This is a genomic window from Streptomyces sp. NPDC005151, assembly GCF_053599875.1.
On sequence record NZ_JBSFYR010000024.1, the window covers coordinates 71532 to 91934 of the forward strand.

The 20403-nt window shown below is 70.0% G+C and carries 18 protein-coding genes and 1 pseudogene; 4 read left to right on the forward strand and 15 right to left on the reverse strand.

Translation table 11 applies throughout. The features are described 5' to 3' along the window. Positions 1 to 9: 9 nt before the first annotated feature. The 11 genes and pseudogenes from ACWD6R_RS15835 to rpsD all read right to left on the reverse strand — a co-directional run bounded on the left by ACWD6R_RS15835 (position 10) and on the right by rpsD (position 12115). Complete coding sequence (locus ACWD6R_RS15835) at positions 10 to 837, reverse strand: Pro-rich N-terminal domain-containing protein (protein ID WP_451819201.1); 828 nt, start codon at positions 835 to 837, stop codon at positions 10 to 12. A gap of 165 nt (positions 838 to 1002) precedes the next feature. Next, entirely contained in the window at positions 1003 to 1443 is a 441-nt protein-coding gene (gene aroQ, locus ACWD6R_RS15840) for a type II 3-dehydroquinate dehydratase (RefSeq protein ID WP_266987952.1), read from the reverse strand. Then, a complete protein-coding gene (gene aroB / locus ACWD6R_RS15845) occupies positions 1440 to 3086 on the reverse strand; it encodes a 3-dehydroquinate synthase (protein ID WP_451819202.1) in 1647 nt (548 codons plus the stop codon). The genes aroQ and aroB overlap by 4 nt, the downstream gene beginning before the upstream one ends. After that, complete coding sequence (gene aroC, locus ACWD6R_RS15850) at positions 3083 to 4267, reverse strand: chorismate synthase (protein WP_393304791.1); 1185 nt, start codon at positions 4265 to 4267, stop codon at positions 3083 to 3085. Before aroC ends, aroB begins: the two co-directional genes overlap by 4 nt. Positions 4268 to 4414: 147 nt before the next feature. Then, on the reverse strand, positions 4415 to 5251 hold the full coding sequence (locus ACWD6R_RS15855; protein ID WP_451819203.1) for a shikimate dehydrogenase: 837 nt from the start codon (positions 5249 to 5251) through the stop codon (positions 4415 to 4417). Continuing rightward, complete coding sequence (mltG, locus tag ACWD6R_RS15860; RefSeq protein WP_451819204.1) at positions 5238 to 7064, reverse strand: endolytic transglycosylase MltG; 1827 nt, start codon at positions 7062 to 7064, stop codon at positions 5238 to 5240. The genes ACWD6R_RS15855 and mltG overlap by 14 nt, the downstream gene beginning before the upstream one ends. A gap of 95 nt (positions 7065 to 7159) precedes the next feature. Beyond that, the gene (ruvX, locus tag ACWD6R_RS15865; RefSeq protein WP_064744960.1) at positions 7160 to 7645 is read right to left on the reverse strand and encodes a Holliday junction resolvase RuvX; all 486 of its coding nucleotides are present in this window, start codon (positions 7643 to 7645) and stop codon (positions 7160 to 7162) included. Then, positions 7642 to 10311, reverse strand: a complete 2670-nt coding sequence (alaS, locus tag ACWD6R_RS15870) for an alanine--tRNA ligase (protein WP_451819205.1) — start codon at positions 10309 to 10311, stop codon at positions 7642 to 7644. The genes ruvX and alaS overlap by 4 nt, the downstream gene beginning before the upstream one ends. Beyond that, a pseudogene (locus ACWD6R_RS15875) lies at positions 10311 to 10654 on the reverse strand (DUF6167 family protein). Before ACWD6R_RS15875 ends, alaS begins: the two are co-directional and overlap by 1 nt. Before the next feature lie 7 nt (positions 10655 to 10661). After that, the gene (locus ACWD6R_RS15880) at positions 10662 to 11111 is read right to left on the reverse strand and encodes a DUF948 domain-containing protein (RefSeq protein WP_451819206.1); all 450 of its coding nucleotides are present in this window, start codon (positions 11109 to 11111) and stop codon (positions 10662 to 10664) included. A 389-nt stretch (positions 11112 to 11500) separates the two neighbouring features. Further along, positions 11501 to 12115, reverse strand: a complete 615-nt coding sequence (gene rpsD / locus ACWD6R_RS15885) for a 30S ribosomal protein S4 (RefSeq protein ID WP_030918857.1) — start codon at positions 12113 to 12115, stop codon at positions 11501 to 11503. A gap of 188 nt (positions 12116 to 12303) precedes the next feature. Here rpsD and ACWD6R_RS15890 point away from each other — a divergent pair, with 188 nt between their 5' ends. Beyond that, positions 12304 to 13008, forward strand: a complete 705-nt coding sequence (locus tag ACWD6R_RS15890; protein WP_451819207.1) for a DUF2470 domain-containing protein — start codon at positions 12304 to 12306, stop codon at positions 13006 to 13008. Positions 13009 to 13409: 401 nt separating this feature from the next. On the opposite strand, the gene ACWD6R_RS15895 is transcribed toward ACWD6R_RS15890, so the two are convergent. Together ACWD6R_RS15895 and ACWD6R_RS15900 are read right to left on the reverse strand one after the other, a co-directional pair. After that, positions 13410 to 14798, reverse strand: coding sequence for a replication-associated recombination protein A (locus ACWD6R_RS15895; RefSeq protein WP_451819208.1), 1389 nt, complete (start codon positions 14796 to 14798; stop codon positions 13410 to 13412). A 64-nt stretch (positions 14799 to 14862) separates the two neighbouring features. Next, on the reverse strand, positions 14863 to 15498 hold the full coding sequence (locus ACWD6R_RS15900) for a vitamin K epoxide reductase family protein (protein WP_451819209.1): 636 nt from the start codon (positions 15496 to 15498) through the stop codon (positions 14863 to 14865). Positions 15499 to 15513: 15 nt separating this feature from the next. Here ACWD6R_RS15900 and ACWD6R_RS15905 point away from each other — a divergent pair, with 15 nt between their 5' ends. Continuing rightward, positions 15514 to 16017, forward strand: coding sequence for a hypothetical protein (locus ACWD6R_RS15905; RefSeq protein WP_451819210.1), 504 nt, complete (start codon positions 15514 to 15516; stop codon positions 16015 to 16017). Here ACWD6R_RS15905 and hisS read toward each other — a convergent pair. Together hisS and ACWD6R_RS15915 are read right to left on the reverse strand one after the other, a co-directional pair. Beyond that, positions 15933 to 17195: a histidine--tRNA ligase gene (gene hisS / locus ACWD6R_RS15910; protein ID WP_451819211.1), complete on the reverse strand. Its 1263-nt coding sequence runs from the start codon at positions 17193 to 17195 to the stop codon at positions 15933 to 15935. The two genes, ACWD6R_RS15905 and hisS, sit on opposite strands and share 85 nt — an antisense overlap. A 13-nt stretch (positions 17196 to 17208) precedes the next feature. Next, the gene (locus ACWD6R_RS15915; protein WP_266987922.1) at positions 17209 to 17895 is read right to left on the reverse strand and encodes an MBL fold metallo-hydrolase; all 687 of its coding nucleotides are present in this window, start codon (positions 17893 to 17895) and stop codon (positions 17209 to 17211) included. Between the two features lie 157 nt (positions 17896 to 18052). Between ACWD6R_RS15915 and ACWD6R_RS15920 the strand changes: the two genes are divergently transcribed. Both ACWD6R_RS15920 and ACWD6R_RS15925 read left to right on the forward strand, forming a co-directional pair. Next, a complete protein-coding gene (locus ACWD6R_RS15920; RefSeq protein ID WP_451819212.1) occupies positions 18053 to 18841 on the forward strand; it encodes a peptidylprolyl isomerase in 789 nt (262 codons plus the stop codon). Between the two features lie 200 nt (positions 18842 to 19041). Continuing rightward, positions 19042 to 20271 carry a DUF349 domain-containing protein gene (locus tag ACWD6R_RS15925; protein ID WP_451819213.1) on the forward strand — a complete coding sequence of 410 codons (1230 nt, stop codon included), beginning with the start codon at positions 19042 to 19044 and terminating at the stop codon, positions 20269 to 20271. Positions 20272 to 20403: the final 132 nt, after the last annotated feature.

Sequence of the window (20403 nt, forward strand, 5' to 3'; positions counted from 1 at the left end):
GGCCGGCCGTCACCAGGCCGGCGGGCTGGCTATCGAGCGGGCGAGTATGTCGTCGAGGACCCGGGCCGTGGTCTCCACGTCGTACGTCGAGTTGTCGATGATCGGCAGCCCCGAGCCGTACCAGCCCGCCATCCGGCCGTGGATCCGGGCAACCTCCTCGTCCGGCAGGCGGCGGTTGCCACTGCGGGCGGCGTTGCGCTCCAGCACGATCTCCAGGCCGGGCAGGAGCACCACGGGCAGAAGCCCCGGGCCCACATGGCGCTTCCAGCCGCCCAGGCCCACGACGGGGCGGTCGGGGAAGACCGCGTCGTCGAGGATGCAGGAGATCCCGTTGGCCAGGAAATTACGGGCGGCGAAGCCACAGGTGCGGCGGGCCAGGCGGTACTGGGCCTCCGAGTGGTCGTTCCACCCGGTCTGCGGGTCGGCGAAGCCGGAGCGGACCCATTCGCGGACGTCGTCGAGGCTGACGTGGGCGGTGGGAACGCGGCGGCGGCCGGCCCACAGTTTGGCCACGGTCGTCTTGCCCGCGCCCGCAGGACCGATCAGGAGGACAGCGAGGGTCGCCGTGCCCGTGCCGGGCTCGGCGGGTGGTGCGGGCAGCGGCACGGGGCCGCCGGGCGGCAGCTGAATGTGCCCGGTGGTCTCCCGGGACACGGGCGCCGGGGCGTGGTGCGGGACGGGCCCCGTCCAGCCGGGGCCCTGGGGCGCGGGAGGGGGCGAGGGCGGGGGCCCCGGCGGACCGGGGTGGCCGAGGTGCTGGGCCTGGTGCGTCCAGCCGGCAGGCCCGTTTCCGGGTCCTTGGGGCGGCGGCAGCGGGGCCCCCACTGCGTGCTGCATCCGGTGCCACTCCGTCTCGTACAGGCAACTGGCGCTGGTGGAACGGCAACCGTACCTCCCCCAGCTACCGCTGGGAGGTGCCCCCTCCCGGCCGCCACAGAGGGAACGGTCGGGGACGGTCCGGAGTGCCCCGGCGGCCAGTGATCCGGCCGGCGGGGCCCCGTCTCAGTCCGTCAGTTCGTCGGCGAGGGCGCGCAGGGCGAGCCGGTAGGAGCCGATACCGAAGCCGGCCACGGTCCCCGTGGCGACCGGCGCAACGACCGAGGTGTGGCGGAATTCCTCCCGTGCGTACGGGTTCGAGATGTGCACCTCGATGAGCGGGGCGGTGCGCTGAGCGGCCGCGTCCCGCATTCCGTACGAGTAATGGGTGAACGCTCCCGGGTTGAGAACGACCGGAATTGACCCGTCTGCGGCCTCGTGCAGCCAGCGGATCAACTCGCCCTCGTCGTTGGTCTCCCGGACGTCGACGTCGAAGCCGAGCTCTTTGCCGAGCGTCCGGCAGGTTTCGACGAGTCCGGCGTACGACGTCGCGCCGTACACATCGGGCTCACGGGAGCCGAGCCGGCCGAGGTTCGGCCCGTTGAGCACGAAGACCCGGCGGGTCACGCCGACACCTCCCCGTACGCGGCGAGCAGCACCGCCGGGTCGGGTCCCTCCAGGACGGTGGGCTTGCCCAGGCCGTCGAGGACGATGAAGCGCAGCAGGTCGCCGCGGGACTTCTTGTCGATCTTCATGTTCTCCAGCAGCTTGGGCCACTGGTCGCCGCGGTAGGTGAGCGGCAGTCCGACGGACTCCAGGACGGCGCGGTGCCGGTCGGCGGTGGCGTCGTCGAGGCGCCCGGCCAGCCGGCCCAGTTCGGCGGCGAAGACCATGCCGACGGAGACGGCCGCGCCGTGGCGCCACTTGTAGCGCTCGTTCTTCTCGATGGCGTGGGCGAGGGTGTGCCCGTAGTTGAGGATCTCGCGCAGTCCGGACTCCTTGAGGTCGCTGGAGACGACCTCGGCCTTGACCCGGATGGAACGCTCGATCAGCTCGGCGGTGTGCGGACCGGCGGGCGTGCGGGCGCCTTCCGGGTCCGACTCGATCAGGTCGAGGATCGCGGGGTCGGCGATGAAACCGGCCTTGATGATCTCGGCCATGCCGCTGACGTAGTCGTGCACCGGCAGCGAGTCGAGGGCGGCGAGGTCGCAGAGCACCCCGGCCGGCGGGTGGAAGGCGCCGACGAGGTTCTTGCCCTCGGCGGTGTTGATGCCCGTCTTGCCGCCGACGGCGGCGTCGACCATGGCGAGCACGGTCGTCGGTACGGCGATCCAGCGCACCCCGCGCAGCCACGTCGCCGCGACGAACCCGGCCACGTCGGTGGTGGCGCCGCCGCCGACGCCGACGATGACGTCGGTGCGGGTGAATCCGGTCTGGCCGAGCGCCTTCCAGCAGTACGCCGCGACCTCGACGGTCTTGGCCTCCTCGGCGTTCGGCAGCTGGATGGCGATGGCCTCGTACCCCTGGTCGGCGAGGTCCTGACGGACCGCCTCACCGGTCTCGGCGAGCGCCTCCGGGTGCAGGACCGCGACCCGCCGGGCGCGGTCGCCGATCAGCGAGGGCAGCTCACCGAGCAGCTGCCGGCCGACCAGCACCTCGTACGGGTCGGTGCCCGCACTGCCGGCGATCTGGATGCGTGTGGGTCCCTGGTCCGTCATGCGTGTGTTCTCCCGGCCGGGTGCCGCGGGGTCGCCCGCGCGCTCCGGCAGTTCCAGTGCGTCGAGGACCGCCTGGGCGACCCCTTCGGGTGTGCGCTCGTCGGTGGCCACGGTCGCCCGGGCCACCTCGTCGTAGAAGTGGCGGCGGGCGTCCATCAGCTCGCGCCACTGCCGGCGCGGGTTGACGGCGAGCAGCGGGCGCGCGGCGTTCAGCCCGACCCGCCTGACGGCCTCCTCCACGTCCATCGAGAGATAGACGACGGCGTGGCCGGCGAGCAGGGCGCGGGTCGTCCCGTCGAGCACGGCGCCGCCGCCGAGCGCGAGGACGCCGGTGTGCTCGGCGACGGCGGTGTGTACCGCCTGCCGCTCCAGCTCGCGGAAGTGCTCCTCGCCCTCGTCGTAGAAGATCTCCGAGATCGGCTTGCCCGCCGTGGCCACGACATCCGCGTCGGTGTCCCGGTAGGTGGTGCCGAGCCGGTCGGCGAGCAGCTCACCGACCGTGGACTTGCCGACGCCCATCGGGCCGACGAGGACAATCAGCGGGCCGCTCATCGGATCTGGAGGTGGTCGAGGTACGACTGCACGTTGCGGTGGGTCTCGGGCACGCTGTCCCCGCCGAACTTCTCCGCCACCGCGTCGGCCAGGACCAGCGCGACCATCGCCTCGGCGACGATGCCGGCGGCCGGCACCGCGCAGACATCGGAGCGCTGGTGGTGTGCCTTGGCCGGCTCACCGGTGACGACGTCGACGGTGGCGAGCGCGCGGGGCACGGTGGCGATGGGCTTCATCGCGGCGCGGACCCGGAGCAGCTCGCCGGTGGTCAGGCCGCCCTCGGTACCGCCGGAGCGGCCGGAGGCGCGCTTGATGCCGTCCTCGGTGACCAGGATCTCGTCGTGCGCCTTCGAGCCGGGAACCCGGGCCAGGCCGAAGCCGTCGCCGACCTCGACACCCTTGATCGCCTGAATGCCCATCAGGGCGGCGGCGAGGCGCGCGTCGAGGCGGCGGTCCCAGTGCACATGCGAGCCGAGGCCGACCGGCACTCCGTACGCGAGCACCTCGACGACACCGCCCAGGGTGTCGCCGTCCTTGTGGGCCTGGTCGATCTCGGCGACCATTTCCTTGCTCGCGGCGGCGTCGAGGCAGCGCACCGGGTCGGCGTCGAGCTTCTCGACGTCGGCGGGCGTGGGGTAGACGCCGTACGGCGCCTTGGCCGCGGCCAGCTCGACGACGTGGCTGACGATCTCGATGCCCGCGGTCTCCTTGAGGTACGACCGCGCGACGGCGCCGAGCGCCACCCGGGCCGCGGTCTCCCGGGCGCTGGCGCGCTCCAGGATCGGCCGGGCCTCGTCGAAGCCGTACTTCTGCATGCCCGCGAGGTCGGCGTGGCCGGGCCGGGGGCGGGTCAGCGGGGCGTTACGGGCCAGGGTGGCGAGCTCGTCGGGGTCGACCGGGTCGGCCGACATGACCTGCTCCCACTTGGGCCATTCGGTGTTGCCCACCATCACGGCGACCGGGGACCCCATGGTCAGACCGTGGCGCACTCCACCGAGGAAGGTGACCTCGTCCTTCTCGAACTTCATCCGCGCGCCACGGCCATAGCCGAGCCGCCGCCGGGCGAGTGCGTCCGCCACCATCTCCGTGGTGATCGGGACGCCGGCGGGAAGACCCTCCAGCGTCGCCACGAGTGCGGGGCCGTGCGACTCCCCCGCGGTCAGCCAGCGCAACCTGCTCAACGGTGCTCCTCATGCTCGCGCCTGGAACTGCAACGGCGCGACCGGGTGCGCGGCCCTGGCCCGCCGCCTTCGATCCTCCCACGCCCGGGCCCCCGAACCGGCCGCCGGTCCAGCAGACGGACGGATCGGGGCGCGCGATCGGTGTGGTCAGCGGGCGGCGAGCGCCTCTTCGCCGGCCTTCCGCATGGCTGCGAGCGGGGCGGGCGAGCGGCCCGTCATCTGCTCGACCTGGAGAACCGCCTGGTGCACCAGAAGGTCGAGACCTCCGACGACTGCGCCACTCCGGGACGACCAGGCGGCCGCGAGTCCGGTCGGCCAGGGCTCGTACAGCACATCGAAGAGCGTGCCGGGTGCGTCCGGTACCGCACCGGCCAGCGCGTCCGTGGTGCCGGCGGGCGTGGTCGCGATCACCAGGGGTGCGCGCAGCGCCTGCCCCGCATCCGCCCAGTCGGCGATCCGGACGTCGACGCCGAGGCGTTCCCCCCAGCCGCGCATCTCGTCGCCGCGTTCCCGGCTGCGTACGTAGGCCGTGACCGGCCCTGTGCAGATCACCGCGAGCGCGGCGAGCGCCGAGGACGCGGTGGCTCCGGCACCGAGGACCGCGGCGGACTCCACCTTGTCCACGCCGCGTTCGCGCAGGGCGGCGATCATGCCGGGGATGTCGGTGTTGTCGCCGACGCGACGGCCGTCCCGCGTGAAGACGACTGTGTTGACGGCCTCGACCGAGGAGGCGGTCTCGCTGACGGAGTCCAGCAGCGGGATGATCGCGCGCTTCAGCGGCATGGTCAGCGAGAGTCCGGCCCAGGAAGAGTCCAGGCCCGCGATGAAGCCGGGCAGCGCCTGCTCGTCGATCTCGAACCGGTCGTAGGTCCAGTCGGTGAGACCGAGCTCGGCGTACGCGGCCCGGTGCAGGACCGGGGAGAGCGAGTGGGCGATGGGTGAGCCGAGAACGGCCGCCCGTCGGCGCCCGTCAGTTGAGGGCATTGAACTTTTTCTTGAGCTTCAGGAATTCGTTGTAGTTCTTGGCAAACTCGGTCTTGCTGTTGCCGTCGGTCGCCACGAAGTAGATCCAGCCGTCCGTGGTCGGATGCAGCACGGCTGCCAATGCCTCGGCTCCCGGATTGCCGATCGGGCCAGGGGGGAGGCCTGTTTGCGTGTACGTGTTGTACGGATCGTGGTTCTGCCTGATCTCCTTCTCAGTGATCTTGATCTCGCTCTGACCCTTGAGATAGTTGTACGACGAGTCGAACTGAATGTAGCGATTGGTCTCGGTGTTCGTCGCCTTGAGGCGGTTGTAGACGACTTCGGCCATCTTTCGGAAGTCGTCGTGCGTCTTACCTTCGGCCTGGACCAGGCTGGCCGTCGTGAGCAGTTCCCAGGCATTGTCCAGGTTGTGCTTCTTGGCGTTGGCCTCGAGATCGAGTTGGTCGTACTCGGACTTGGCCCGCTCGATCATCTTCTTGAGGACGTCCTCCGGCTTCATCCCCTTGACCACGGGGTAGGCCGCCGGGAAGAGGAAGCCCTCCAGCGGGTCCTTGAGTTCGGGGTGGTTCTTGGCCCATTGCGGGAGCCCGAGGCTGCCCGCTTGTTTCTTGGCGACGCCGCCGGTGGTGCCGTCCTTGAGGCCCAGCCTCTTGTCGATCTTCGCGTAGACCACGCTGTTGCGCGTGCCCTCCGGGATGACGAACCGATTCTGGCTCTTCGGGTCAAGCATCAACTTCACGGCCTCGGCGGCGGACATCTGCTTGTTGAGGGCATAGACACCCGCCTGGATCGAGTTCCCCTTGGGGTTCGCAGCCTGCGCCGCGATGAAGGCATCGACGCTCTTGACGACGCCCTTCGCCTTCAGGATGTTGCCGATCTCATTGCCGAAGGCGCGCTCCGGGATCTCCACCTCGACGCTGCCGGAGCCCTGGCCCGAGTAGTCGGGTGCGGCGCCGAACTGTTTCTGCCAGTACGTGTAGCCGACGTAGCCCACCCCGCCGAGACCGCCGGCGATGACCACGGCAACGACGAGGCAGGCGCAGCCGCTGCGGTTCTTCTTCTTGCCCTTGCCACGGCGTTCGCCGCCGCCTCGGCCGCCCCTGCGACCGTCGCGCGGATCGTCGTCGTACTCGTCATCGTCGTCACGGGGGTCCCGGCCGCCGCGGTCGTCGTCGACACCCGTGAAGAAGGGGTGCGTCTCCTCCTGGGGTACGTCCGGGTCCCAGTCGGGGTTCTGTGGTGGGGCCTGCGCGGGCCCGGCCTCACGTCGGCCCGGCGGCTGCGGCGGCGGGTACGCATCGGGCGTGCCGTAGTTGTCGTGCGATTCGCCGTAGCCGTTCGTTCCGTTCCCGTACGGATCGCCCGGAGGGGCGCCGTACGGCATCGCGGCCTGCTGGCCGGTGTCCCAGCCGCCGTTGTACTGCGGCTGGGGGGCTTGCTGCGCGTACGGGTCCTGCTGCGGCTGCTGCGCGTACGGGTCCTGCTGCGGCTGCTGCGGATGCTGCGCGTACGGGTCCTGCTGCGGCTGCTGCGGATGCTGCGCGTACGGGTCCTGCTGCGGCTGCTGTGGCTGCTGCGCGTACGGGTCCTGCTGCGGCTGCTGTGGCTGCTGCGCGTACGGGTCCTGCTGAGAGCCGTATTGCTGGTGCTGCGGGTATGCCTGCTGCGGCGGCTGCTGGGCGTAGGGGTCCTGCGGGCCGCCGTACTGGCTCTGGCCGTGGGCGGCCTGCTGGCCTCCCCGTCCCTGGTCCCCGTACAAGGGGTCCTCGGGATGCCACGGTTCGGAGCCGGGGCCCCGGCCATACTCAGTCATCGATCCCCTAGAGCCGCGAGACGACATTCCGTCTCTTTGCTGTGCGGTGTTTGTTCGAACACCGCCGCATCGCGCGGAACGTTACCGTATCGCGATCAGACAACCACTTCGACGCCCTCGCCCGGAGCTTTACCCGATGCTCGTTCGGACTCCAGAGCGTTCTGCAGGATCACCACAGCGGCAGCCTGATCGATGACAGACCGGCCCTTCTTGGACTTCACGCCCGAGGCGCGCAGTCCCTGACTCGCCGTCACTGTGGTCATCCTCTCGTCCACCAATCGCACCGGAATGGGTGCGACCGAGCGGGCGACCTCCTGGGCGAAGAGCCGGACCTTGGCCGCTGCGGGCCCTTCACCGCCGCCCAGAGACCTCGGCAGGCCGATGATGATCTCGATCGGCTCGTACTCCTCGACGATCTGGCCCAGCCGCCGGTGGGCGGCCGGGACGTCACGTCCCGGCACGGTCTCCACCGGCGTGGCGAGGATCCCGTCGGGGTCGCACGAGGCGACCCCGATCCGGGCGTCCCCGACATCGATCGCGAGACGACGTCCGCGGCGCATCTGAGTCACTCCCGCCGTCACGCCGTCTCGGTGACGAGGCGTTCGACCGCGGCGATGGCCTCGCCGATGGTGGCCGGGTTCTGGCCGCCGCCCTGGGCGACGTCCGGCTTGCCGCCGCCTCCGCCGCCGAGGGTCTTGGCGGCCGTGCGGACCAGGTCGCCGGCCTTGAGTCCGCGCTCGCGGGCGGCCTCGTTGGTGGCGATGACGGTCAGCGGGCGGCCATTGGCCGTGGTGAACAGGGCCACGACGGCAGCGCGGCCGCCCTGGATGCGCCCGCGGACGTCGAGGACCAGCTTGCGCAGGTCGTCGGACGAGGTGCCGTCCGGCACCTGACCGGTGACGACGGCGACACCGCGGACATCCTTGGCGGACTCGACGAGCCCGGCAGCTGCCTGCAGGACCTTCTCCGCGCGGAACTTCTCGATCTCCTTCTCGGCGTCCTTCAACTTGCCGAGCATGGCGGAGACCTTCTCCGGAAGCTCCTCGGGGCGGCCCTTGACCAGCTCCTGGAGCTGGGCGACGACCGTGTGCTCCCTGGCGAGGAAGTTGTACGCGTCGACGCCCACGAGGGCCTCGATACGGCGCACACCGGAGCCGATGGACGATTCGCCGAGCAGCTTCACCAGACCCAGCTGGGCGGTGTTGTGGACGTGCGTACCGCCGCACAGCTCCTTGGAGAAGTCGCCGATGGTGACGACGCGGACCCGCTCGCCGTACTTCTCGCCGAACTCGGCGATGGCGCCCTGCTTCTTGGCCTCGTCGATGGACATGACCTCGGCCTGGACGTCGAGCTCCCGGGAGAGGACCTCGTTGATCTTCTGCTCGACGTCGGTGAGGACCGTGCCGGGGACGGCGGCGGGCGAACCGAAGTCGAAGCGGAAGCGGCCCGGGGAGTTCTCCGAACCGGCCTGGGCGGCCGTCGGGCCCAGTGCGTCGCGCAGCGCCTGGTGCGTGAGGTGCGTGGCGCTGTGGGCGCGGGCGATGGCGCGGCGGCGGGTGTTGTCGATGGCGGCGTAGGCGGAGGCGCCGACCGTCACCTCACCGACCTGGACCGTGCCCTTGTGGACGGAGACGCCCGGGACGGGCTGCTGGACGTCGCGCACCTGGATGACGGCGCCGGTGTCGAGCCGGATCCGGCCCTGGTCGGCGAGCTGGCCACCGCCCTCGGCGTAGAACGGGGTGCGGTCGAGGACGACCTCGACGTCGTCGCCCTCCGTGGCGGCGGGCGAGGGCACACCGTCGACGAGGAGGCCGACGACGGTCGACTCGCCCTCGGTGGACATGTACCCGGTGAACTCGGTGGTGCCGGAGTGGTCGGCCACCTGGCGGTAGGCGGACAGGTCGGCGTGGCCGGTCTTCTTGGCCTTGGCGTCGGCCTTGGCGCGGTCCCGCTGTTCCTTCATCAGGCGGCGGAAGCCGTCCTCGTCCACGGCGAGGCCCTGCTCGGCGGCCATCTCCAGGGTGAGGTCGATCGGGAAGCCCCAGGTGTCGTGGAGCAGGAACGCCTTGTCGCCGGCGAGGACCTTGCCGCCGGCGGCCTTGGTCTCGGTGACGGCGGTGTCGAGGATGTTGGTGCCGCCCTTGAGGGCCTTCAGGAAGGCGGCCTCTTCGGCGAGGGCGACGGTCTCGATGCGCTTGCGGTCGGTGATCAGCTCCGGGTACTGCTGGCCCATCGCCGTGATGACCGTGTCGACGAGCTCGGCGACGACCGGGCCGGTGGCGCCGAGGAGGCGCATGTTGCGGACGGCGCGGCGCATGATGCGGCGCAGCACGTAACCGCGTCCCTCGTTGCCGGGGGTGACGCCGTCGCCGATGAGCATGACGGACGTACGCATATGGTCGGTGACGACCCGGAGGGAGACGTCCGAGGTGTGGTTGTCGCCGTAGCGCACCCCGGTCAGCTCGGTGGCCTTCTCGATGACGGCCATCGAGGTGTCGATCTCGTACAGGTTCTGCACGTCCTGCAGAATCATCGCGAGGCGCTCGAGGCCCAGACCCGTGTCGATGTTCTTCGACGGCAGGTCGCCGAGGATCGGGAAGTCCTCCTTGCCGTCGCCGGCGCCCCGCTCGTACTGCATGAAGACCAGGTTCCAGATCTCCACGTACCGCTCGTCGTTGACCGCCGGGCCGCCCTCGACGCCGAACTCGGGGCCGCGGTCGTAGTTGATCTCGGAGCAGGGGCCGCACGGGCCGGGGACGCCCATGGACCAGAAGTTGTCCTTCTTGCCCAGGCGCTGGATGCGCTCGGCCGGGACGCCGATCTTGTCGCGCCAGATCTGCTCGGCCTCGTCGTCGTCGAGGTAGACCGTGATCCACAGCCGCTCGGGGTCGAGACCGAAACCGCCGTCCGCCACGGAGCTGGTGAGAGCCTCCCAGGCGTAGCTGATGGCGCCTTCCTTGAAGTAGTCGCCGAAGGAGAAGTTGCCGCACATCTGGAAGAAGGTGCCGTGCCGGGTGGTCTTGCCGACCTCTTCGATGTCCGGAGTACGCACACACTTCTGCACGCTGGTGACGCGCGGGGCCGGCGGCTTGACCTCGCCGAGGAAGTACGGCTTGAAGGGAACCATGCCCGCGGGGACCAGCAGCAGAGTCGGGTCGTCCGCGATGAGCGACGCCGAAGGCACGACGGTGTGCCCGCGCTCCTCGAAGAAGCTCAGCCAGCGGCGACGAATTTCAGCCGACTCCATCAGTGGTCCTCATTCCGGTTGTACGAGTTGTAGGGGAGCTTGCGGAGTCGGCGGCCGGGGCGGGCTCGGCCGCCTCGACCGCGAAGTGACGCTGCAGGGGGAGTTCGGGGTCGACCGGCGCCTCAAGGCCCAGCGCCTCGCCCAGTTCGGCCTCGCGCCGGACCATGCCGTCGCGGACGTCGAGGGCGAAGTCCTTGAGCTTGTGACCGCTCTCGATCGCCCTGTCGGCGGCGCGCGCCGCGAGGCTCTCGGGGGTCAGCTGCCTGAGCTTCCGGTTGACCTTGGTGGTGGCCCAGACGCCGGCGGCTGCGCCGGCGGTGAACCAGAACGTACGGCGGAACATCGCTGCGTCAGTCCTTCGATCCGCGGGAGTTTCTGCCGCCCTGCTTCTTGGCTCGCGCGGACGGCACCGTGCGGCCGACGATCACCGTGCGTCGGGATGCCCGGCGGGCCGGCTCGGCTTCCGGAGCGGTCCGGCGGCCGATGGCCTGCCGTACTCCGTAACCGAAGGCGGCGACCTTGACCAGCGGTCCGCCGAAGGTCGATGCGACAGTCGTGGAGAGCGCCGAGGCGTTGGAGGTGACCTCCTGGACATCCGTCGCGATCGCGTCGACCTTGTCGAGCTGCGTCTGCGCGGAGCGCACGGTCGCGGACGCGTCGGCGAGCAGCGGTACGGCCTGCTCGGTCACGTCCGCCACGAGTTTGGTGGTCGCCCTGAGCGTCTGGGCCAGCCTCACCAGGACGACGGCGAGGAACGAGACCAGGATCGCCCAGAAGACGGCCACCAGGATCCCGGCCACCTCTCCACCGGACACAGTGCACCGCTCTCTGGCTTGTCGAATCGTCGTCTCCCGACCCTATCGCGCCGGGGGCCACGCCCCCTACCGCATTACTGGTGGGCGGGGCCGTAGTTGCACAAAGGAGATCGTACGGAGAGCTTTCGTGCCAGTACTCTGCGTGCTTCATGCGACGCTCTCAGCGCCCCTCCCCCACCCCCGACGATCCGGGCCGAGACACCGCGGCACGCGGTGGCGAGGGCGCTGGCGGGCCGGCCCGTGGACCGGCCGGGCCCGGAGGGGCAGCGGCCGGGACCCGTGCCCGCGCCGGACGGCGGAACGCGGAAGCCCGCCGCCTCCCCGACATCGGGGAGGGGCGGGCCTGAGCGCTGGTGAAAGCGGCTACGCCTGGATCAGCGGGCGTAGTACTCGACGACGAGCTGCTCGTCGCAGATCACCGGGATCTCCTTGCGGTTCGGGTCCCGGTCCAGGCGGAAGGCCAGGGCCTTCAGGTTCACCTGCAGGTAGCGCGGGGTCTCGCCGTCGGGGGCGTAACCACCCTCGCGGGCCACCTGGAAGGGGTGCTTGTCGCGGCTGCGCTCGCGGACCATCACGATGTTGTCGGGACGGACGCGGAACGACGGCTTGTCGACCTTGCGGCCGTCGACCTCGATGTGGCCGTGCACGACCATCTGACGGGCCTGGTAGATCGTGCGGGCGATGCCCGAACGCAGGACCAGCGCGTCGAGACGGCGCTCGAGCTCGACGACGAGCGCCTCGCCCGTCTTGCCCTCGGCCTTCTTGGCGCGGTCGTACGCGCGCGCCATCTGGCGCTCGCTGATGTCGTACTGGGCGCGCAGACGCTGCTTCTCGAGCAGACGGACCTTGTAGTCCGAGTTCTGCTTGCGGCCACGGCCGTGCTCGCCCGGCGGGTAGGGGCGGGCCTCGAAGTACTTGACGGCCTTCGGCGTCAGGGCAATGCCGAGCGCACGGGACTTCTTGACCTTGGGACGCGACTGGTTAGGCACGTTCTCCAGACCTCCGTTGTGGGTTAGGTTAGGCTCACCTTACTCAAGGAGATCGTATGTCTCGCCCTGGGAACACCACACACGTCACGGACAGCACTGACAGCGTCGACGCCACCGAGGGCGTCGATACGACGGAGGACCGATCAGATCGTGGTCAGCCGCGTCCCAGCGGGCTTGAAAACACTCGGTTGCCGTCAGCAGCCGAGCGCACACGAACTCTCGTACAGAGTACCTGTTCGGCGGTACTGCTCATCCCCGGGATGAGCACTGCGGCCTTCGACCAGCTGATTCCACTGGACCGGAGCGTGGGCCCCGAAGGGGATCTGTTCCTCGAATTCCCTGCCGATTCCCCGGCCGTACAAGCCGCGGCACATGCCCAGGACGATGAGTTGACCGCTGTGCTGGAGATCACGGACGTCGCTCCGGTCTCGGTGCCGCACCGCATCCGCGGCCGCGGCCGGGTCGCCGGCCGGCTCACGCCCGTACCCGGGATGGCCGGGCCGGGCCGGATGATGCTGCGGCTGGAGACGGGTGAGGCGTACGTCGACGATCTGTGGGGCGCGCAGGGCGTCGAGCCGGCGGAGTTCCGTGACGCCACCGCGGACCCGCTCGTCGCCCACGAGGCGGAGCTGCTGCAGCATCTGCACGCGGCGCACGGCGAACAGCTGGACATGCTGTGCGGGCTGCTGGGCGAGCGGACGGACGGACACTGCGCGTCGCACACGCCGCCCTCCGTCGTCCCGGTCGCACTCGACCGCTTCGGGCTGCGGGTGCGGTTCTGCGAGGCGGACGGGCGGTGCTTCGACGCCCGCTTCGACTTCCCCGAACCGGTGCGCGACATGGTCGGGCTGCACCGGGCCATGCACACGCTGTTCGAGGCGGCGGCCCACTGAGCGTGCGCCTCAGAGCCTGTCGGGTGACCTTCGATCGGAAAGCGGACGCAGTCTGGTGCGTGCGATTCCAAGGCGCCGGAAGACCCTCGGATGGAGTCTCCCCTGCTCGAACGAAGCTGAGAGCTTGGGGAAGGAGCTACTAGTGCCGTGACCGGCAATGTTTGCCCCATGAGGAGCGTCGTCCAGTGCGTGCGATCGCAAGGCGGCCGGAAGTCCTTGAGTGGGGTCTCCCCTGCTCGAACGAAGTTGAGAGCTTGGGGAAGGAGCTACCAGGACTTTTGGCCAACGCGGCGAGCGGGCGTGCTGGGCGGCGTGACGGGGCAAAGCTTGCCGGGAGGGGCACTAGGGCGTTTCGGCAACGTGGAAGCGTGCGTGCCAGGGCGTGGCCGCCCGATCAGAGGTCACCCGACAGGCTCTGAGGCGTCCGCCGCGCCATCGGAGCCGCCGCGGCCGAGCCGCTCGCGGACCCGGTCCACCACGTCCGCGTACCGCGCCTCCGCGCCGTACCGCGTGGGCCGGTAGTAGTGCCTGTCGCGGACGGCATCGGGGGCGTATTGCTGGGCGGCGATCCCGCCGGGGACGTCATGCGGATAGACGTAGCCCTGTGCGTGCCCCAGCGCGGCGGCGCCCTTGTAGTGGCCGTCGCGCAGATGGGCCGGGACCGGGCCGGCCAGCCCCTTCCGTACGTCCTCCTGGGCCGCGAAGATCGCGAGCGTCGCCGCGTTGGACTTGGGGGCGAGCGCCAGCGCGATCGTGGCATGGCTGAGGGTGAGCGCCGCCTCCGGAAAACCGATCAGGGCCACGGCCTGGGCGGCAGCGACCGCCGTGGGCAGGGCCGTCGGGTCGGCGAGGCCGATGTCCTCGCTGGCGGAGATCATCAGCCGCCGGGCGATGAACCGGGGGTCCTCCCCCGCCTCGATCATCCGGGCCAGATAGTGCAGCGCGGCATCCACGTCGGAGCCGCGGATCGACTTGATGAGGGCGCTCGCCACGTCGTAGTGCTGGTCGCCGTCCCGGTCGTACTTCACCGCTGCCCGGTCGACGGTCGCCTCGACGGTCTGGAGAGTGATTTCCTTCTCCTGCATGGCCAGCGCCGCGCCGGCCGCTGCCTCCAGCGCCGTCAGCGCGCGCCGCGCGTCTCCCCCGGCGATGCGCAGCAGATGCGCCTCCGCATCCTCGGGCAGGGTGACCGCGCCACCGAGTCCGCGCTCGTCGGTCAGGGCACGGTGCATGAGAGCGCGCAGATCGTCGTCGGTGAGCAATTCGAGGGTGAGAAGCAGCGAGCGCGACAGCAGCGGCGAAATGATCGAGAAGTACGGGTTCTCGGTCGTCGCGGCGATGAGCGTCACCCAGCGGTTCTCCACGGCCGGTAGCAGGGAGTCCTGCTGGGCCTTGGAGAAGCGATGGATCTCGTCGAGGAAGAGAACGGTCTCCTTGCCATAGCCGCCGGTGGCCCGGCGGGCGCCCTCGATGACGGCCCGCACTTCCTTGACGCCCGCGGTGATCGCAGAGAGCTCGACGAAACGCTTGTTGGTGGCCTTGCTGACCACGTACGCCAAGGTCGTCTTGCCGATGCCGGGCGGCCCCCAGAGGATCACCGACGACGGGCCGGCGGGCCCGCCGCTCCCCTCGCCGACCAGGCGGCGCAGCGGCGAGCCCGGCTTCAGCAGATGCTGCTGGCCGACGACCTCATCGAGCGTACGGGGACGCATCCGCACAGCGAGTGGGCTGCTGGACGGGTCCTTCTCCTGGCGGTCTTCGGCGGCTGCGGTAAAGAGGTCGGGCTCCACGATGTGAAAGCCTATGTCACGGTGACAACGCCGCCGGGCCGGTCCCCGCCCGGGACCTGCCGGTTCAGCTGGTCCAGAAGTCCCACCAGCGGGTCAGGATCAGCATGCCGATGATGCCGACCCAGAGGACCGGCGGAACCCAGTGGAACTCCGTCAGTCCGTTGCGCAGCCAGTTCGGCGCGGGAAGGATCCGGTGCTTGATGTTGTGCGTGGTGACGTAGCAGAACATGAAGATCGTGGCGACCCACGCCAGGCAGCACCACAGGCAGAGCGAGTTGATGTTGTAGAGCGACTGGTACTGCAGCCAGGTGCAGAAGCCGACTCCGAACAGGGTGCCCGCGTTGAGTCCGAGCCAGTACCAGCTGCGGAACCGGGCCCCGGCGAGCAGTGCCATGCCGATCCCGATGACCACCGAGTACGTGGCGAGTCCGAGCATCGGATTCGGGAACCCGAAGACGGACGCCTGCTCGCTCTTCATGATGTTGCCGCACGAGACCACGGGGTTGAGGCTGCAGCCCGGGGTGAAGGAGGGGTCTTCGAGCAGTTTGAACTTGTCGATCGTGATGACCCAGGCGGCGAGGAGCCCGGCAGCGCCTGTGATCACCAGCAGCAGTGCGAACGCGCGACTGCCGCCGATGGTCCTCTTCCCACCGTCCTCGTCCTGGTCGGATGAGGGATGGTCAACCGCTGCAGTCGTCATGTCGCCGTTCCGTCAGTGAGTGGCCTGCTGGGCATGGTCATTGTGCCGCACCACCGCTCGGGTCAACCGTTCGGTGGACATAAACATGTACATGTACGCCCCCTGGACGCGGCACTCGGTGTGATCGGCTCCCCCGAACTCGTGCTGCTCGGCGAGCCGACCACCGGTGTCGATCCGACGGCCCGCCGATGGTTCCGGGAGCTGATCCGACTCCCGGCCGCGGAGGGCACCACGATCGTGCGCAGCCGGGAGTACGGGAAGGTCAAGGTGGTCCGGGGCGCCTGGTGCGCCTGGTGCGCCTGGTGCGCCGGCGGACCGGTCCTGTACCTGCTGACGTTCCGCTGGAAGAGCCGACGCGACGACTGGCTCCGGCCGCCCCTCACCACGCCCTGTGCCCGCCCGGCGGACCGGGCGGGCACAGGGGAAACGGTGGATCAGGCCAGCTTCTGCTGGATCTCGGCGACCAGCGCGTCGAGCGCGACCGGTTGCTGCTCGCCCGACTCCATGTCCTTGAGCTGAACCACGCCGTCGGCGAGGTCGCGCTCACCGGCGACGACGGTCAGGCGCGCACCGGACCGGTTGGCGCTCTTCATCGCCCCCTTGAGACCGCGGCTGCCGAACGCGAAGTCGGCGGCCACGCCCAGCTTGCGAAGCTCCGTCACCTTGGCGAACAGCACCCTGCGGGCCTCCTCGCCGAGCGGCACCGCGAAGACGCTGGTGGACGCGGGCAGTTCGAGCTCGATGCCCTCCGCCTCCAGCGCGAGCACCGTACGGTCCACGCCGAGCGCCCAGCCGACCGACGGGAGCGCCGGGCCGCCGATCATCTCGGACAGGCCGTCGTAGCGGCCGCCGCCGCCCACCGCGGACTGCGAGCCGAGTCCGTCGTGGACGAACTCGAAGGTGGTGCGGGTGTAGTAGTCGAGGCCGCGGACGAGCTTCTCGTCGTCCTCGTACGCGACACCGGCGGCGGTCAGCAGGTCGCGGACCTCCTCGTGGTACGCCTTGCACGCGTCGCACAGGTAGTCGCGCAGCACCGGGGCGCCGACCAGCTGCTTCTGCACCTCGGGGCGCTTGTCGTCGAGGACCCGCAGCGGGTTGAGCTCGATGCGGCGGCGGGTGTCGTCGTCCAGGTCGAGATCGCGCAGGAAGCCCTGAAGGGCGTCCCGGTAGACGGGGCGGCATTCCTTGTCGCCCAGCGAGTTCAGCAGGATCCGGAAGTTCTGCAGGCCCAGGGAACGGTAGGCCTGGTCGGCCAGGATGATCAGTTCGGCGTCCAGTGCCGGGTCCTCCGCACCGATCGCCTCGGCGCCGACCTGCGAAAAGTGCCTGTAGCGGCCCTTCTGCGGGCGCTCGTAGCGGTAGTACGAGCCGGAGTACCAGAGCTTGACCGGCAGGTTGCCGAGCTTGTGGAGGTTGGCCTCCAGTGCGGCGCGCAGCACGGACGCGGTGCCCTCGGGGCGCAGCGCGAGCTCGGAGCCGCCCTTGGTGGTGAGGGTGTACATCTCCTTGGACACGATGTCGGTGGACTCACCGACACCGCGCGAGAAGAGCGCGACGTCCTCGAAGCCGGGCGTCTCGATGTAGCCGTAGCCGGAGTTCTTCAGGGGTGCGGAGATCGCCTCGCGCACCGCGAGATACTTCGCGGAGTCGGGCGGGGTCAGGTCGTACGTGCCCTTGGGGGCTTTGAACGTGCTCACAGTCTGTCTCTCGTCACATTCCTCGTCGGGGCGCGTCCATACCGTGCAGATACGGGTTCGTTGCGCGCTCGCGGCCGATGGTCGTCTGGGGGCCGTGGCCGGACAGCACCACGGTCGAGTCGTCGAGCGGCAGGCACACGCGGGCCAGCGACTCGAGCAGCTCGGCGTGGTCGCCGCCGGGCAGGTCGGTGCGTCCGACGGAGCCGGCGAAGAGCAGGTCGCCCGAGAAGAGCACCTGCGGAACATCCGCGGCCTCGGGCATCCTGAACGTCACCGACCCCTTGGTATGGCCGGGCGCATGCGCGACACCGAACTCCAGACCGGCCAGCTTCAGGAGGGCGCCGTCGCTCAGCTCCTTGACGTCGTCCGGCTCCCCCACCGTCAGCTCGCCCATGAGCGGCATCCCGATGGAGCGGCCGAGGGCCTTCTCCGGGTCGCTCATCATGTACCGGTCCTGGGGGTGAATCCAGGCAGGGACGTCATGCGCGCCGCACACCGGGACGACGGAGGCGACATGGTCGATGTGGCCATGGGTGAGCACGACGGCGACGGGCTTCAGCCGATGCTTCTTCAGCGTCTCCTCGACTCCTTGCGTGGCCTGGTGGCCCGGGTCGATGATCACGCACTCCTCGCCTGCGGCGGGGGCGACCAGGTAGCAATTGGTCCCCCAGGCCCCGGCGGGGAACCCGGCAATGAGCACGATCGTCCTTAATGGTCGTCCGACGGAGGGCTGCGGTGACCGCGACCGAGGGGGTCGCGGCAGTTCAGAGCCTACCGGCGCTCCTCATTCCACAGCTAACCCATATACGGTACGGGCAACCCAAGCCCGATCAGACGACGTACAAGGAGATCACCCGGTGGTCAGCAGCGATCAGCGGCGGCGGCAGCTCGCCAGGGAGAAGTTCGAGCGGCAGCAGCAGCGCCGGGAGGAGTCCCGCCGGAGGACGAGGCGGCTCACCGTCGTCATCACATCGGCGCTGGCCGTGGTGGCGGTCGTCGGGGCTGCCGCGTACGTCTCCGTCGGCAGCGACGACAAGGACAAGAAGAGCGACGCGGCGGCGAGCGCGAGCCCGTCCGCGTCGCCCTCGGCAAGCGAGAGCAGTGCGCCCGAGCCTGCGATGAAGATCGACAAGAAGGCGAAGTACACGTTCTCGCTCAAGACGAGCCAGGGCGACATCGCGTTCACGATGGACGCGGCGAAGACCCCGCACACGACGAACTCGTTCAAGTCCCTCGCCGACAAGGGCTTCTTCGACGGTACGAAGTGTCACCGGCTGACCACACAGGGCATCTTCGTCCTGCAGTGCGGTGACCCGAAGGGCGACGGCACGGGCGGCCCCGGCTACACGATCCCGGACGAGAACCTGACCGCGCTGGGCAAGGCGGGCAAGGACGGCACGGTGACGTTCCCCGCGGGCACGGTGGCGATGGCCAACACCTCACAACCGCACACCGGCGGCAGCCAGTTCTTCCTGGTGTACAAGGACAGCAAGCTGCCTCCGGCCTACACGCCGTTCGGCACGATGGACGCCGCCTCGCTGAAGGCCGTGCAGGAGGTCGGGACCGCGGGTGTCACCGGCGGTGCTGCCGACGGTGCTCCGAAGAAGACAGTCACCATCTCCAAGGCGGCCGTCGACAAGGTCTGATCCGACACCGAGGGCCTGACCGGCGGTGCCGGCCCGGCCCTCGGTGCGCGGCCGAAGAATTTCGGCCGCGCTGAGTGCGGACAGCCGGGCGGCCGGTCGCCTAGATTGGCGTTGTGCAGGGCGGGCGCGGCCCGCCCCAGGAAACTGTGGACGATGCCGGGGGGCGAACCCTCTCACAGGCATCAGGTGGAGGAGGCGCTGTGAGCAGCGACCCGTGGGGCCGTGTCGACGAGACGGGCACCGTGTACGTGCGTACAGCCGATGGCGAACAGGTCGTCGGATCGTGGCAGGCCGGTTCTCCCGAGGAGGCTCTGGCTTACTTCGAGCGCAAGTACGAGGGCATCGTGGTCGAGATCGGCCTCCTCGAACGGCGGGTGAAGACCACCGACCTGTCGGCGAAGGACGCGACGGCCGCCATCGAGCATCTGCGTCAGCAGGTCGACGAGCATCACGCCGTCGGCGACCTCGACGCGCTCCGGAGGCGGCTCGACGCGCTGGTCGCGACGGTCGACTCCCGTCGCGAGGAGCGCAAGGCCCAGAAGGCGAAGCAGACCGACGAGGCGAAGCACGCCAAGGAGGCGCTGGTCGCCGAGGCCGAGGAGCTGGCGCAGAGCGAGCAGTGGCGCTCCGCGGGCGAGCGGCTGCGGGCACTCGTCGACACGTGGAAGGGCCTGCCGCGGCTCGACCGCAAGTCGGACGACGAGCTGTGGCACCGCTTCTCGCACGCGCGCTCGGCGTTCTCCAAGCGCCGCAAGGCGCACTTCGCCTCGCTGGACGCCCAGCGCGAGGAGGCCCGCAAGGCCAAGGAGAAGCTGGTCGTCGAGGCCGAGGCGCTCTCCGGTTCCACGGACTGGGGAACGACGGCTGCGCGTTACCGCGACCTGATGACGGAGTGGAAGGCGGCGGGCCGCGCCCAGCGCGAGGCCGAGGACGATCTGTGGAACCGTTTCCGCGGTGCGCAGGACGTCTTCTTCGCCGCCCGCAGCGAGGTCTTCGCCGAGCGGGACGCGGAGCAGGGCGAGAACCTCAAGCTGAAGGAGGAGCTCGCGGTCGAGGCCGAGAAGCTGGTGCCGGTGAAGGACCTGAAGGCGGCCAGGGCCGCGTTCCGTGCCCTCAACGAGCGCTGGGAGGTCATCGGCCACGTGCCGCGCGACGCCCGCCCGAAGGTCGAGGGGCGGATGCAGGCGGTGGAGCGGGCGCTCCAGGAGGCCGAGGAGTCGGAGTGGCGCCGGACGAACCCGGAGGCGCGTGCGCGCGCCGCGGGTCTGACCGGGCAGCTGCAGGCGGCCGTCGACAAGCTGCGTACGCAGATCGACACGGCGCGCGCCGCGGGCAACAACGCCCGCGCCGACAAGCTGGCCCGTGAACTGGAGGGCCGTCAGGCCCTGCTGGACCAGGCGCTGAAGGGCCTGGAGGAGTTCGGCGGCTGACAGCTGTGGTCAGACAGCCCGAAGGGCCCTCCGTCGGGGCGAATTCGAGGGGTCGTTGCAACACGTGGTCGGTTGATCAGGCTGCGAGCAGTTTAGACAGGCGCTCGGCTGGGGTTTCCCAGCCGAGCGTTT